Annotated in this window: 11 protein-coding genes; 8 read left to right on the forward strand and 3 right to left on the reverse strand. The window is 47.3% G+C overall.

Translation table 11 applies throughout. The features are described from left to right. Nucleotides 1–2: 2 nt before the first annotated feature. Together rbbA and QZU58_RS05795 are read right to left on the reverse strand one after the other, a co-directional pair. Complete coding sequence (gene rbbA / locus QZU58_RS05790) at nucleotides 3–2,834, reverse strand: ribosome-associated ATPase/putative transporter RbbA (protein ID WP_294495658.1); 2,832 nt, start codon at nucleotides 2,832–2,834, stop codon at nucleotides 3–5. Between the two features lie 27 nt (nucleotides 2,835–2,861). Then, nucleotides 2,862–3,956 (reverse strand): HlyD family efflux transporter periplasmic adaptor subunit, encoded by a 1,095-nt coding sequence (locus QZU58_RS05795; RefSeq protein ID WP_294495659.1) that lies wholly within the window; start codon nucleotides 3,954–3,956, stop codon nucleotides 2,862–2,864. 479 nt (nucleotides 3,957–4,435) lie between these two features. Here QZU58_RS05795 and QZU58_RS05800 point away from each other — a divergent pair, with 479 nt between their 5' ends. The 8 genes from QZU58_RS05800 to QZU58_RS05835 all read left to right on the forward strand — a co-directional run bounded on the left by QZU58_RS05800 (nucleotide 4,436) and on the right by QZU58_RS05835 (nucleotide 13,791). Then, nucleotides 4,436–5,158, forward strand: coding sequence for a thermonuclease family protein (locus QZU58_RS05800; RefSeq protein WP_294495660.1), 723 nt, complete (start codon nucleotides 4,436–4,438; stop codon nucleotides 5,156–5,158). Nucleotides 5,159–5,620: 462 nt separating this feature from the next. Then, nucleotides 5,621–6,085, forward strand: a complete 465-nt coding sequence (locus tag QZU58_RS05805; protein WP_294495661.1) for a hypothetical protein — start codon at nucleotides 5,621–5,623, stop codon at nucleotides 6,083–6,085. A gap of 230 nt (nucleotides 6,086–6,315) precedes the next feature. Then, nucleotides 6,316–7,743: a chorismate-binding protein gene (locus QZU58_RS05810; protein WP_294495662.1), complete on the forward strand. Its 1,428-nt coding sequence runs from the start codon at nucleotides 6,316–6,318 to the stop codon at nucleotides 7,741–7,743. A gap of 71 nt (nucleotides 7,744–7,814) precedes the next feature. Continuing rightward, nucleotides 7,815–9,761 carry a thiamine pyrophosphate-binding protein gene (locus QZU58_RS05815; RefSeq protein WP_294495663.1) on the forward strand — a complete coding sequence of 649 codons (1,947 nt, stop codon included), beginning with the start codon at nucleotides 7,815–7,817 and terminating at the stop codon, nucleotides 9,759–9,761. A gap of 84 nt (nucleotides 9,762–9,845) precedes the next feature. After that, complete coding sequence (locus tag QZU58_RS05820) at nucleotides 9,846–11,135, forward strand: thiamine pyrophosphate-binding protein (RefSeq protein WP_294495664.1); 1,290 nt, start codon at nucleotides 9,846–9,848, stop codon at nucleotides 11,133–11,135. A 529-nt stretch (nucleotides 11,136–11,664) separates the two neighbouring features. Then, nucleotides 11,665–12,417 carry an alpha/beta fold hydrolase gene (locus tag QZU58_RS05825; RefSeq protein WP_294495665.1) on the forward strand — a complete coding sequence of 251 codons (753 nt, stop codon included), beginning with the start codon at nucleotides 11,665–11,667 and terminating at the stop codon, nucleotides 12,415–12,417. Between the two features lie 574 nt (nucleotides 12,418–12,991). Beyond that, nucleotides 12,992–13,237 (forward strand): hypothetical protein, encoded by a 246-nt coding sequence (locus QZU58_RS05830; RefSeq protein ID WP_294462479.1) that lies wholly within the window; start codon nucleotides 12,992–12,994, stop codon nucleotides 13,235–13,237. 89 nt (nucleotides 13,238–13,326) lie between these two features. Then, nucleotides 13,327–13,791 (forward strand): hypothetical protein, encoded by a 465-nt coding sequence (locus QZU58_RS05835; RefSeq protein WP_294495666.1) that lies wholly within the window; start codon nucleotides 13,327–13,329, stop codon nucleotides 13,789–13,791. 80 nt (nucleotides 13,792–13,871) lie between these two features. On the opposite strand, the gene QZU58_RS05840 is transcribed toward QZU58_RS05835, so the two are convergent. Further along, on the reverse strand, nucleotides 13,872–14,732 hold the full coding sequence (locus tag QZU58_RS05840; RefSeq protein WP_294495667.1) for a hypothetical protein: 861 nt from the start codon (nucleotides 14,730–14,732) through the stop codon (nucleotides 13,872–13,874). Nucleotides 14,733–15,660 lie beyond the last annotated feature (928 nt).

The following is a 15,660-nucleotide window of genomic DNA, read 5'->3' on the forward strand; positions in this document are numbered from 1 at the left end:
TCCTATTTTTCCTGCTTCCGGAGAAGCATGCAGGCAAGCAGCAGATAAGTCAGAGCCATGCTGCCTATTATCACATAGATTCTGAGAAAGCTTTCAGCTCCGAGTCCCTTGGTAAAGCTTCCGAGACATATAATCTGAAACCATGAACACGGAAATAACCGGCCCATATGGTAGGCTGCCCCCTCAAGAGTGGACAGCGGGTACAAAAATCCTGAAAAATTGATGGCCGGAAGAATGGACAGAATGGCCGAACCGAATATCGCCGCCACCTGCGTTCTTACAAAGCATGAGACCAGAAGACCGAATGATGACGAGGCGGCAATCATCAGAAAGGCTCCGAAAAAGAGAGCCCAGAATGATCCGCGTATTGGCACGTTCAGCATAAAGACGGCACAGCCGGTCATAAGCAGGAAGCTTATCATGGAAAGAATGATGTAGGGAATCTGCTTTCCTATGAGAAAATGATAGACTGAGGCCGGAGATGTATACAGATTGCTGATGGTTCCCAGATCCTTTTCACGCACCACGCCGAGTGCCGTCATCATCGCAGGGAACATCACCATGGCAAGCATTATCAGACCTGGAACCATCACGTAGACGCTCCTGAAGATCTCGTTGTACATGAACCTTATCTCAAACGGATAGCCCGCATCAGCCTTCTCGGCTCCGCGGATGTCTGAGAGCCTTGCGTTATACTTCGCCATTATACCGTTCACGTACCCCCTGACGTTGTTTGACACCACGGGGAAGGCTCCGTCAATCATAAACCCGACCTCAGGTTTCTCCCCCTTAAGGAGCGAACTTCCGTATCCTTCCGGTATGTCTATCAGAAGCTTGACGTGCTCCTTCTGAAAAATATTCACCGGGGCCATGGATGCGTCAACCTGCTTTTCATATAAATAGGCGGAACCGCCAAACTCCCTCACAAGAGCCCTGCTTTCCGGACTCCCGTCATGGTCAATAACTCCGAACGGCATTGCGGTCATGTCGAAGGAGATTCCGTATGACGCCGATATTTCAAAAATAAGGGCGCCGAAGATGACAAAGAACATGCGGATCCTGTCGCGAAGGATTTCCCTGGCCTCCCTTACGGCAAAAGCCCGTATCATGGACAGGGCATAAAAAAGTCCTGTTCGTTTTTTCCCGGAAAAGCCGGTAGAAGATATGTAACCTGCGGTTCCGCCCTTATTCTGAGGATTATCCCTTAGGTCGGTTACGGAAAGGTCTTCTCCTGCGGAAGCCTGTTCTCGTGACTTATTCTCCTCTTCCTCCTGTTCCTCCAGACGGCGGATGAACGAGTTCTCCAGTGATTCATCTCCGCTACTGCGCTTAAGCTCCTCCGGAGTACCTACGGCAAGAACCCTTCCGCGGTGCATCAGGGAAATGCGGTCACATCTTTCAGCCTCATTCATAAAATGGGTGGACACGAAAATTGTCACACGGTCTTCACGGGACAGCTTTATGAGATAATCCCAGAACATGTCTCTTGCCGACGGATCCACTCCCGACGTAGGTTCGTCAAGAATAAGTATCTCCGGATCATGGAGACAGGCGGCGGCAAGCTGCAGACGCTGCCTGATGCCGAGAGACAGCGATGCCGGTTTTTCATGGCGAAGGTGATAAAGACTGAATCTGTCGAGCACCTTTCTGATTGTCTCAACACGCCGTTTAAGGGGAATATGATAGAGCTTGGCATGAAGATAAAGATTCTCGGTAACCGTCAGCTCCTCATAAAGGGAAAAGGCCTGAGACATGTATCCCACCTTCATTTTTATGTCCGTGTCACCTGCGGCGAACTCTCTTCCCAGAATTCTGGCGGTACCTGCCGTAGGTTCCAGAAGTCCCGTCAGCATTTTCATGGTAGTGGACTTACCGCAGCCGTTGGATCCCAGAAAACCGAAAATCTCCCCCCTGCCGATTTCAAAGCTTACGCCGTCCACTGCTGTGAAGTCTCCGAACCTTTTGGTAAGTCCCGAGGCCGTGATGGCACAGGCTTCATTCGCGTCCCTCCGGTACGGAGGAATGTTGAAACCGCCTTCCTTTCCCCGCTTATCGGCAGGCAGAAGCCTCATGTATGCCTCTTCAAGAGTGGCGGCTCCCATCCTGTCCATGAGCTCCCGCGTTCCCTCATCGGCAAGAACCGTTCCGTCATTCATTATTATGGTATGCTGAAAGCCTTCGGCCTCATCGATATAGGCGGTTGAAACAATCACGGTCATGCCGGGAGATTCCCGGCGCAGATCGTCAACCAGCGTCCAGAACCTGCGCCTTGACAGGGGGTCCACACCGGTGGTCGGCTCATCAAGAATAAGAAGATCGGGCCTGTGTATGAGAGCACAGCAGAGAGACAGCTTCTGCTTCATGCCCCCGGAAAGACGGCCGGCATCCCTGTCGGCAAAAGGAGTCAGGGACGTGGCATCCATAAGTCGTAAGATGCGCTCCGTCTTGTCTTTTCCGGACAGCCCGAAAAGGTCGGCATGAAACGCCAGATTCTCCCTGACCGACAGGGTCGGATAAAGATTACGCCCCAGACCCTGAGGCATGAATGCCACCCTGAGGGCCAGACGATCCCTTGCGGCTCCGTCCGCAATATCGCAGCCGAATACACTGATGCTGCCGTGCTGGATGATTCTGGTTCCGGCAATAAGTGACAGAAGCGTTGACTTACCGACACCGTCTGATCCGACAAGCCCCACGGTAAGACCGCGGCCGATACTTAAGGAAACATCACTGAGAGCGGTAACCCTGCCGTAGCGGTGACTTAAATGGTCAACACTTACGACACAGGAGATATCCTCCTTTTCAGTAAAGCTCCGTTCCGCAGTCATAATCATGTGATTCGTCCATTTACTTTTCGAACACTAGGATTTCATGGAATTTTCCGTTTCCCGTCCGTCAGGGGATGCATCGGATATTTCCTGGCCGTCCGTTTTCACGTTTTCGGCGTTCCCGGGGGCCTTCATATCGGAATCCGTCGCAAAACCACGACTTACCGTCAGACTCTGAGGCCAGACGTCACCGGTACAGTTAACGTACCCCACGGCAGGCATGCCGCCCCGGAAACCGAAGCGATGCCTTTTCGTGATTTCTTCAGGTATTCGGAGCGTAACCCTGAATAAAAGCTTGGCCCTCTCCTCGCCTGTTTCCACATATTTAGGAGTAAACTGGGCGTCCCCCGCTATGAAATCGACCTTTGCCGGAATCACGGTTCCCGTTCCGTCAAGAACTATGCGGGCATCATCGCCGACCTTTACCGAAGCAACACGGTTGGTCGGAAGAAAAACGTCGAGAGTCACGTCATCAGGATTAAGCAGTGACACCACTCTGCCTCCGGCTCCCACGACATTCCCGGGCTCGGCCAGCCTGTATTCGACGATACCGTCGAAAGGAGCCCTTACCGTCATGTCACTGTTACGGGAAGCCGCCTCCTCAAGCTGGGCTTCAGCCCGATCCATTTCCAGAAGTGTTTCCTGCTTTTCACGAAGAATAATCTCCCGGGATGATTTTTTGACGGCAAGAGCCGTTTTCCGGCGTTCGAGCTCCGTAGCGGATATGAGCCTGTCCTTAAACAGATGCTCGGCATCATTAAGTTCAATTGACGCAAGTCTTATTTCCTCATTGATCTGAGTGATTCTGGCGTCGTTCTTGCGCAGATTCTCCTGAACCATGTCACGCCTTGCGGATGCCGATTTAAGCTGTGATGCCGCAACGGATGAGGACAGGGTAACCAGAACCTCTCCCGTGCTGACCGTCTGCCCCCTGTCAACGGCTACGGATTCGACGCGCCCGGCGTAAAGGCTGGCCACGTCCACCCGCTTCACTTCAAGGCGGCCGTTACAGGAAAAGATACCGGGAGGCATTCCGGATGCGTTATCCTCATGCCCGTTCAGATAGACAACGCCGGCGACAAGTCCCGCAAGTATCGTCAGAGGAAGTGCCAGTTTGAAGATTTTCATATTATTCTCCTTAAAGGAAACGGCCATCCGTTCACTTTCAGGTACTTGTATATAATTTCATTCTAGCAGATCGGAACCTGAGCAGCTGACAAACGGTCAACTGACACGCCGATTTGTGACCTCGCAGGGTTTTCGGGATAACGGGACATCAGGACGGCAGTCCGCCAGACGCGGTGGAAATGCCAATCCTGAGAAAAGAATAAATTAATAAGGAAGCAGACCACATCAGGCCTCACGCATATTTCTTCAGGGCCGCTCATATTATCCAAAAAAACGACAATATGACATGACATATATTTTTAACAAGATGGCGGTGCTTATTTGTGAAATACATATAACCTTTAAACAAAAAACGTACATCAGCATACTCCGTGAGTTAAAATCATTATGGGCGTCAGTTATTTTTTAGATATGTCCGATAATTCAGATACCTGATTCACTACATGAATAATCAAGCCGTTTTATTGAGAGTTTTATAAATGAATCGTTACGTCAAGAGAGTGCTGACAGTGATTGCCGTATCATCAGCAATGATGATTCCGACGGCTGACGCCCGACCGTGGACGCGACAGAACTATCTTACGTGTCAGGTAACTCTGGTTCTCAGCGGCAACTACTTTATGTGCCAGACTCGCAAAGGCAATGAATATCTTATAAAAATGGCCGACATTGAGGCGCCTGAGCTTGACCAGTATTACGGCAAGGAATCAAGAAACTATCTCAAATCAATCATATCCGGTAAAAAAATCAGCATTAAGGTCAGGGACGTCACCAGCAAACACGTAGTGGGTGAGCTCTTTTTCCAGAGACAGAACATTAACCGTGAAATGATAAGACAGGGATATGCCTGGGCTGACAGAAACAATCCATCCTCAATATACCTGAGAATTGAAAGGGATGCCCATTCCTGCGGTTTCGGTCTGTGGGAAGACGTGGATGCCGTATATCCTGCAGACTACAGAAAGGAGAACCCGGTAAGTATTGCCGCCCTCAAACAGAAGGCTCTGAAGCTTGACGGAATAAAAACCAAGGTTCTTCCGGCCGTGAGCTCCCCCGCATTTGATGAAGAGGAAAATGATTTACGCGATCAGATTACCAAAAACGGAGATCTCCCACCTATAGGCCCGACAGAAAAAAAGCCAGACAGAATCAGTAAAAACCACAAAATTTCTTTCTTCCGACTGATATTTTTTATTCTCTGATTCAGTCTTTCACTCATTTTCCGCTTAATCCCGACCGAAGCCGTTTCCAAACGTCCGAAATCCCGAAAAACCCGCTTTCATCACAAAAAATATCATACACGGATAACGTTTTTTGGTATGGTTAACATGTGTTTAACATTTGCATTATCTTTTTGTAACATATTCCACCATCAAATGTGTGACCTATCTCAATTTTAAAATTACTGCATCCAAACCCGTTCATAAATGTTAGAATTCACGCATGGAGAAGTACCAAATGCCGTTGTAGCAGGCTTTACACGGACTTTTGGTTCTCCTGAGCGACAAAACAAACATAATAAACGTTCATTGATAATATTTATCATTGAAATAAGGATGTGCCTGTTGTATATTCTGAGCCGTCTTTCGGCATCACCATATTATGCAGCGTGCGTTCCTAACGCTCTCCGCACACATACTATATTGAGGTTTAACTGAATTAAAATGAGAAAGCTTAACATCTTATCTTCTCTGATGCTATTTGCCGGACTCGGAGTAGCTCACGCATCTCTTCTCGATGCAACATCAAACAAACTTGACACCACTTCTCAGACCATCACCACTACCAAACAGGCCGTAGACGGCTCAAAGCAGGTAGCAGATGCACTGAGTCCCGTATCAACCACTGCAGGTACGGCTTCATCCACCCTTAACACGGCATCAGAAGCACTGAATTCTGCACAGCAGACAGTTGATTCCGCAAAGGAAAGCTTAAACGCCGCACAGAACAATCTTAATACCGCCACTGCTCTTTCTGACGCCGTAAGCAGCGTTTCAGGAAATTCAGGCGATATTCTCAACTCAGCAGCCGAAGCAGCTACCGAAGCCGCAAAGAAGACCGCTGAAGAAAAGGCCAAGCAGAAGGCAGCTGAAGCTGCATCAAACGCAGTAAGCAGCCTCTTCAACTAAATTCCGGGATCCGGATGATGCGAACCATCCGGATAAACCAGAATACCTTCGTTAACAGTCTTTTAGACGGGAGAAAATTTCTCCCGTTTTTTTTATTACTTTTTATTTCTCCCCACCTCATTACCGCACATTCATCATTCCGGCTCCGGTTGTCAGCCTTTCCTGACATTTACAGACTTAATGTGTGCTATAATACCGGCTGTCTAACAAACAAGAAGGAGCGGGGTTTCATGATACGGGATAGGATTATAAACTTTCTGTCAGCGCATTCAGATATAAATACCGCCCTACCCCTTCAGCAGTCAGAGACTGAAAGCTACAAAGACCTTAATGAACTTGCCGGAATCGTGGCTGCGATAACAGGATGCTCAGTCTGCAGCGAAATCACGGTAACATCAGACATAAACGGCAGACTTTATCTTGGATTCGGCAGATCTCAGCATACGGATCCCGAGACATGTTTTTTCAGAAGCGCCTTTAAGGTTCCGGTATCGGTCGACTCCTACACTCCGGAAATACTCATTGTCACGGATCCCCGCAGTCTGACCGTCACTGCAGAATACCATGCCGGCACCGCAGATAACACGTCACGTAATTCGGTCATGTTTGATAAGGAGGCGCTTGACAGCATCCTTATCAACGACGGCTCCCTGCTTACGGCATCAGCACCCGCCGGTTACCCTGACGGAAGGACCTCCACCGCATATCGTCCGGAACACGTTCGCATGGACGGAGTTCTGGAGAATGCTGACATAAAGCTTATTCCTGAACACGACGTTTTTCTGGACAGGGTAAGACACATCCGCAATGCGATTAACTGCTCCGGAAGCCTCCTTAAAAAGGCGGTTACGGCCAGAAAGGCCGTGTTTACCCTTAATGCGGAGACGGCAAAGGATGAATCATTCCTGCTTAAGACTCTTACCGGCCTGATATACGACAGACTCTCGGAGCCTGACAGCGAATGTCATTTTTACGCATCATATACGGCACCTGACTCTGCGGATGAAGGCTCCCTGAAACCGCGGCTTTTCGTGTCATTCACTCCGGAAAAGCTCTTCAGCATAAAATCACGCTCCATAAGCTGCGATGCCCTGGCAGGATCAGTTTCCGCCGAGGATGCAGCCACACTGCTTCATGACCGCAAGAATCTTACGGAAAACAGAATCGTGGCAGATTATGTAAGCTCAAAGCTTTCAGGAATATGCCTTGACGTAAGGCAGTCGGAGCAGAAGCTCAGAAAGCTTTCGTACATAACCCACCTGCTGGTTGAGATCAGCGGCACGCATAAGGATACTCCGGATGCCAGTGAAATGATTAAGCTTCTTCATCCTACGCCGGCCACCCTGGGATATCCGGCAACTGAGGCGCTTAAAATTCTTGATGAGTGCGGAGCCCTCATCAGCGGGGATTACGCCGGAATCGGCGGTATCCGCCATCATGATGAATCCACTGCTCTTGTTCTTCTCAGAAGCGTTACCCTCACCGCTGATTCGATAACGCTTTACGGCGGAGCCGGCATCATGGGAGAGTCGGAACCGGAGTCTGAATGGAAGGAAACCGGACTTAAAATGACGGCTGTTCTGCGCAGAATATCGAATGAAAACACGGTCAGAATGCTGCTGGATAAAATCAACAGCAACAAATATTCTATTAGGTAACGTAATACATACCGTCAGCCCCGGAATCCTCAGCGGAAGGATCAGGGATGTGCGGCACGGAATACAGATACATGATTACATCGATTATTGAATACGGTCATAAATCCATCTACAGAGACGCCGAACTGGTGTACGTACTTAACTGCCTCGGCGTACGGGATGTTTTCTGCGACAACGGTCTGCTGGAATCATACATGGAACTGACGCTTCAGCACTTCAGCAGTCCGGTTCCGCATATGGGATACGACGAAAGAATCACCGGCTTTCAGGCCATGGGGTGTCTTAAAGCATCCGAATCCCCCGTTGCGGTTATCGTATCCACAATGCACGGCCTCGCAAATCTGGCACCAATGCTGATGGAAATTCAGGGGCAGAGAACCCCGCTCATCGTTATCAGTAGTGACGAGGGACATGACGTTCCCGAATCGCTTACCGGAAGTGTTTCCAGAACGGATCCGTATCTTGCAAACTTCTGCGAATACGTACAGATAAACTACTCCAACGAACGTCTGACACCTACCGCCAGAACCCACAGAATAATAAATGCCTACAGACTTGCCGAGGCCCGACACAAGCCTCTTCACGTCAGGATTTCACCTGAACTTGGCATGTTCAGCAGAATTACACTGGATGAATTCACTGATGACGTCAGTTCATTCTTCAGCGAGGAATTCATCAGCAGACTCATGACACTTCGTGAGGAGGTATACTCCTGTTTTGCCGAGCAGTTTTTCAAACTGCCGGATGACGGTAAATCCGACGAAACCCTGCTTACCGAAAGCAACAGGAATCTTAAGGACAACCTTAACTCCATGTCCCGCAACATGACGGACACGGATCCGAAGCTCAATCTGCTGAGACAGATTACGGATTCAAGGACGCTGGTTTTTGCCGGAGCTCTGACCGCCACTGAAGCGGAACCCGTTGAGAAATATCTGGCAGGAACAGGCTTCCCGGTATATGCGGATGTTCAGTCCAACCTCAGAGGCCGAAAGAATCTCAACCTTATTACGGATTTTGACGAATGGTACAGAAACCATCCGCCGGTAGCATATCTCAACGGTCAGAGGTTCGCCGAAACAAGACCTGAAGACGTAAGAACCACAATCGGCTACAACAATCTGCCCTTTGACTACATTCTTATCCTCGGAGGCAGATTCATCTCCAAAACGATACTTGAGTTCCTGTCCGCGAAAAAGGAAAACATTGTTCAGGTATTCATGAACGATGACGTCATCTCCCTTAACGCGTCAGGATGCAGGGGCGTGGCATTAAAAGACAGCTACGAGGTTCTTCCTTATCTTCTGCCGGTATCGGACGGAATCTCAAGGAAGCTGCCTGTTTACGGTTCCGACGCGGGCGCAAGCGAAAGGGAAACAAGGGAGCTGAATGCGCTAAAACGAACGGACATTGCCGATGAGGAAAGCTTCTACAGACTTCTTAATCTCATCCTTAAACCGGAGCAGCGCGTCTTCCTCGGCAACAGTCTCTCCGTCAGAATGGCTGAAAAGAGGCTTCACGCCGCAAACATGATTCTCACAAACCGGGTTGTCTCAGGAATTGACGGTCTCATTGCAACTGCCGCCGGCATTGCCATGAACGGAGAAACGGTTGCAGTCATAGGCGATACCTCCGCTCTTTATGATCTCAGTTCACTGGGGCTTCTCAGAAACGTCAGTCTGAAGCTTATAATCCTTAACAACAATGGCGGAAGAATCTTTACGAGATTCCCTCTCCCTACCGAAAAGCTGATGAAGGAATCCTTCATCAACCCGCACGGGCTGAACTTCTCGCATTTCTGCAGAGCCTTCGGTATCAGCTACGCATGTGTCACGAAATTCAGCGAGCTGAAGGAGGCCCTTACCGGGAACGGTTCAGGATCCTGTGTCATAGAGGTGGATCTTACCGCAAAGAAAACAGCCAGAAAGGCCGCCGGGAAAAGGAAGACGGGAAACACGGAGAAAACCGAGGCCGACGACTATTTCAGCAGATTCCACAAAGCGGACAGGTCGCACTGAACGGTATAAGCTGAGCATGAATGGTACGGGCAGATAATTGATTAAGAAACGGAAACAACCAGGAAGAACGCCGGAGCGGATCGGATGAAAGAACAGGTTTACATTAAAAACGGACAGACTTTATCAGCATACAGACTGCTGTACACCTTAAAGAAGCTCGGATGCAGTGAAATATGCTACGCACCGGGATCAAGAAGTGCTCCTCTCGTAATGGCCATGTCGGCGATTACGGGGTTTCATAAGCACATTCACTACGATGAAAGAGGTCTTGGCTGGTTTGCCCTCGGTATTGCCAGAGCGACACGAAAGCCGGTAATAGTGTTTACCACCTCAGGCAGTGCCGTAGCCAACCTGTATCCTGCCGTACTTACGGCGTCCCTCTACAATCTGCCGCTGATAGTAATCACCGCCGACCGTCCTGACGAGCTTATTGACTGCGGAGCCAACCAGGCGACGCTTCAGGGGAGAATATTCGGCAGCGAAACGGAATTTCTGGAGCTTGCCGTCGATAATGATATTATTCATTCGGCAGGACACCTGCATCTGCTTTGCCTTGCCTTCAACAGGGCAAGGACAAGACTTCGTCCGCTCCACATAAACTTTTCCTTCAGAGAACCTCTTTATCATATCGATGAACGGTTTACGGATGAAAACGAACTTAAAAAGATGCTTACCATAATCAGGAAAGAGGCCGAAAAGTTAATTGAAACAATGGGACTCCGTCACGGACTTCCGGGCACGAGTCTTGCTGAAATAACCATGCCGACCGACCATGAAAAAGACGGTGAACCGCCGTTCTACGTAGTCTGCGGCAACAGCGAGCTTGATGAAAGATTTCTGGACTACCTGCCGGAAACCGACGCTCCGAACAACCTGTACTTCACCTATGAATCGGTAATAAAAAACCAGATTTACGCCGGCATTGTAAAACCGTTCGGAGACGAAAGCCTGCGCAGTATCATCATTCAGGCGGAACATGACGCAAACGCAGGCATACTCGAAGGTATTCAGCGTCTTCAGAACACCAGAATGGCCTGTCATAACGGTCTTACGGCCATTGCTGCCGGAGCCGGGCTTAAAAGCAATATTCTGCTTCTGGCGGACCTGCCGGAAATTCTTGCCGATCTGAATTCCCTGCCTCTCATTCGGAATACCGGAACCAAAATAATGGTCATCAACCAGCATTACTCCGGAAACAGACATCTGTCGGAATTTGTTCCTGCAGTGGACATTCGGGAAATTGCCGAGGGCTTTGAGCTGCCGTACCGCAGAATTAACAGCAAGGATGAGCTTGGAAAGTTTATGGAAGAGTGCGGCATGCCGGGACAGAAATGGACACCTGAAATAATTGAAGTGGCGGATTTTGCTGATTAAACGGAAGAAATCCTGATACCCACGGCGTCAGCCCCGAATGTCCAAAGTGTCGACTGCGAACCCGTGACTCGGCTCTGTCGCGTATGATTCGTAATTCAGCAGACTGCTCGGATGATAAAGACCTAACGGACGGGAAAACGCCATGGCACGTTTGCCCCTCAGGTCTGAACCTAAGCGCCTAACGTCTGCTCTCCGGCGTTAAAACACAAACAAAGTCCGTTAATTTCGAATCTTACGGTAAAAATACCGTTTCAGCTTCCTACCGATAACGGAGCGTTTTTTCCCGTAGAAACAGATACCGCAGGCATAAACTGATTTTATGATTTTATGATTTGATTGCTCTTTGTTCCGACAGAATTTAACTGGAAGTGCTGAGCCATCAATGTTCCGAATTCCTTAAACAATAAGGATTTCTTGTAAAAAGATCAATAACACACTATCATCTTATCCTGAACGGGAAAAGAGCAATCAAATCATGACAGCTCTTCTCACGTACTCTCGGAATATATTACGGACGGATACCCAACTTATGCTACAGATAGTCTTTCTGCCGGGATTTCTCGGCTCTGCTCATGAATTTCTGACCTTTGCGGATAAAATACCTGTCGGAGCACAGATCCTGTCCCTCCCGGGTTCAGGATGCAGTGATGCGGAAGTAGACTTTTCCAGCATCAACGACTGGATGGAAGAACAGCTTATAGGACTCAAGGTAAAAGAATGCATACTTTACGGGTACTCCATGGGAGGCAGAATTGCCGCCCACTACACCCTTACCGCTGAGAGACCAAAAATCACCGTGAAAGGACTTATTCTGGAAAGTGCAGGTTTTGGTATTGCCGACAAGCAGACAAGAAAGGAAAGATACAGGGCGGACTGTGCCTGGGCTGAAAAATTCGCCACAGAACCGATGAAGGACGTTGTGACTGAATGGTACAATCAGCCGGTATTTGCCGACCTCACCGATGAGGAAAAAGAAAGACTGATAGTCATGCGCTCCAGAAACATCGGCGTAAGGATGGCAAAAACCATGACCGGACTCAGTACCGGCAAAATGCCATATCTGGGTGAAGCCATAAGAAAGACCTCACTCCCTCTACTATACCTGTACGGAGAGAATGACGCAAAATACGGCGAACTGGCAGCCGGACTCCAAAAAGCCGGAAATCCTGCCATGAGCATTGCCGGAATTCCTGAATGCGGTCATAACATCCACATGAAAAAGCCGGAAGCAGTAATTACAGAGATTAATAAATATCTTAATAAAAATTTCGGAATTCAATAAAAAATTTTTTGATTCAATTATGCGGTTTTTTATCAGCATCGGCACATCATTATCTGCCGGATTCAGATAAATATTTGACGCACAACGTAAATAGTCACGAATAATCAGTCAATATATTGAAATATAATTCGTTTGGTGTCATAAATATAATTATGGAGCGGAATTCTCCGCTCCGGCGGGCATTAATCGGATGCCGGCTTATATGGCGTCAGATTACAAGCAGACGCCGCGTTTTTTAAAACCTCAATCGTCTTAGATAACAGCCGGGTTCACCAAAGAACTTTGCGGACAGTATTATTTACTGCGTGAATGTTCTGACTTAATCATAAGAAATCATAAAAATTCCATTCCCCCTGTCGAATATGTCCTTACCGGGGAAATTACTTAATATTCAAATCAATTATTATCCGTAATATTCATTAAACGGAATACCTGCTGAAAAACCAAAATAATAATCAATAACAAAGGATATCCGGCTACGTAATGTGTGTGCTCAGAAGACGATGATACAGGTTTTAAATAACGATCCCTGTGATTTCCGGCTCATCGCCCCGGAAAACTGAAGGAGAACATTATGAGTATACACTACAAAGACATCATGACTGAGGAAATGATTTACGGTTTTATTAAAACCTTAAAGCGGTACCACATGACTGATGCCGAGATCGATTCGCTTATGGCAGACTATCATAAACTGGATTATTTTCCGAAAATGCTGATGAACATCCCCAGGGAATTTAAAAACCCGGACCTGATAAGAGCCGTGGTCATGTCCATGAACATGAATTTCGGGGTATATTCCAAACTTATAAGGAAGTAGCATATTCCGGGTAATGATTATCTTTTCTGTTCTTTTCTCCGGCCTTCAGCTAATCCCTGCCGTGCATGGCCGGTAATAAGGAGCAAAACATGAAATACATGTTATCAGTTAACGAGCTTATAGGACTGAACAAGTTTCTGTGCGGTTCTGAAGAAGTTGAAATTAGAGATTACAACATTCTGGAAAATATAATTCAGAGCTGTTCAAAGCTGGATGACTCTGACAAATACTACACCAGTATGGCCGCGGTCATCCTCTACAGCATTCTGAGGGAGCATCCTTTTGTCTACAACAATCGTGAAACCGCAATACTGGCGACCTGTGCCACCATGCTCATGAACGGATGCAGCATTCATGCAAACGACAGCGAGCTTTTAGCATTTGCCCGAAGGATCGAACTCGGAGAGCTGACAAGAGAAGAGGTAAGAAAATGGATCTTTGATCATTACAGGGTACATGCATTTACCGTGATTGAAGCCGAAAAGCATCCAGATGAAAACCACGTCGAATCACTCCTTGAACATCTTACGCATAAGCTGTGGGCCGTGCCGTAATCCGCCATCATAAAGACGGAGATCCAATACATTGAGAATTACATTAAGGAAGCCCCTGCCGGAGCTTCCTTAATTCGTAATCACCTGTCTGAACCGTCGATATTGCTGATTATCAGTGAAACAATATCATCCATCTCGTGTTCATTTACCTTACCGGATATTCTGCTGTAAACCGAATTCACCTTCAGGGCAAGCTCACTGTTGTTCATCCTGTATATGTCTCTGCCTCCAAGATCGGCATCGTCAAATGAATACATGATGGATCTGTATACCCTGTCATCATCAGGATTACATTCCGCAAAATTCACGCCAGATACAACACCGAGAATCTTATTGAAATCATGTTTACCCATCAGATTCTGGATATTCGAAAGACTGTTGAGGTAGAGATCGTCATAAACTATTTCAGCTTCCGTGTCATATCTGAATTTCAGATCAGCTACCGGATATCTGAAAAACTCATCGGAATCATCATCGGAAAGAGCAATAATGTTTCCGTTCCTGAGAACATTGCGATCGACCGTAACGTCACTCCAGGCGAGAATATGGTAACCGAGTGAATCCGTCAGCCCCGTAGTAAGTTCATCCTCGCAGCTGTCATCATAATTGGTATCAAGACAGACCACGTAAACCCCGGGAAAGGTTTTGGCGGACAGCGCATCACTCATGTCTGAATGATTATGCCTGCCATTGATTCTCACTGCAATACTGTATGACATTACGTCATCGTAATCAGTATTCGGAATGTATGAAGGAAGAGGATAATGGTGAATGACCGTGTCGGATGCAATACGTTCGGCTGCCGGCACCGCGATACCGGTGTTCACCGCACCGGCAGAAGCGTTCAATGCATCGCCTGAATACGCATCAGAACACATAAATACCGCCGCGACCGGAATCGCAACAGCGGTATTCATTAAGCTTCTCTTATCATGAAACATGTCAGATAATCCATCTCTTCCGTGAAACCCTGAAGTCTTAACGGCATCATGCCATTAAAACATTTTTAACAAAAATATCACCAATACATAACATAAGGATATACTGACACCCGACAAATTACCTTTAAACATCTCACAATTAATAAAAAAACAGAGGGATTGCAGGCTTATGCAACACGCTCCGGGGATTTAGTGAACAGGGTATCCCGTTAAACAGTCAGCCGAAGGTATTTATATTTTCGGAACAGCCGGACTGACAATAAAAAAACTCCCGGTACGGCAACCGGGAGTAAAACTTGGACAAAAAATAACTTTAGTTGAGGACTAAGGAAATAAACGCCCTTAACCAAAATCATAGAATAGAGTCTGTCTATTGCTATCGGGCACATAATACACAAAAAACGTTTTCAGAAATATATTATTAATCACATTTTTGTAACATGATATTTACACATTCATGCAAACTCCAACTGAACAGATATTAAACGCTCGTAAAAGTTGTTCACCTTACAAATAAAAAATGATGCAGAACGTGAACTTCCGGTCTGTCTGAGACAAGTCGTCACGCGTACCGGTGAAATTATACGATTTAAGCCGCCATGGCAAATGAAAGATATCAGTGTTTTCATTAATGGTTTTAATAATTACGGCGACATGCTCATTTCTGCATGTTTTTCTGGTTCTAAATCAGGACGGAAGTACCTTTTTGAATTTTATAAAAAATGCCTTAGACAGCCATGATTAAGCAATTTGTAACAGTGAAAGCAGTCAAATGGCAGTAAAGATTCTGCTGGCTGCTACTCGGATGTTTATTTTATTAAAAGACAATATGAAACGACCTCCACGAATGAATGCAAAACGTGGATTTACCGTGTAAACTGTAGATGTTAAAAAAACAGAAACGGATTTACCGCATACATTGAATGAA

The organism is uncultured Ruminobacter sp. (assembly GCA_902764345.1).
In the GTDB taxonomy this organism is placed as follows: domain Bacteria; phylum Pseudomonadota; class Gammaproteobacteria; order Enterobacterales; family Succinivibrionaceae; genus Ruminobacter.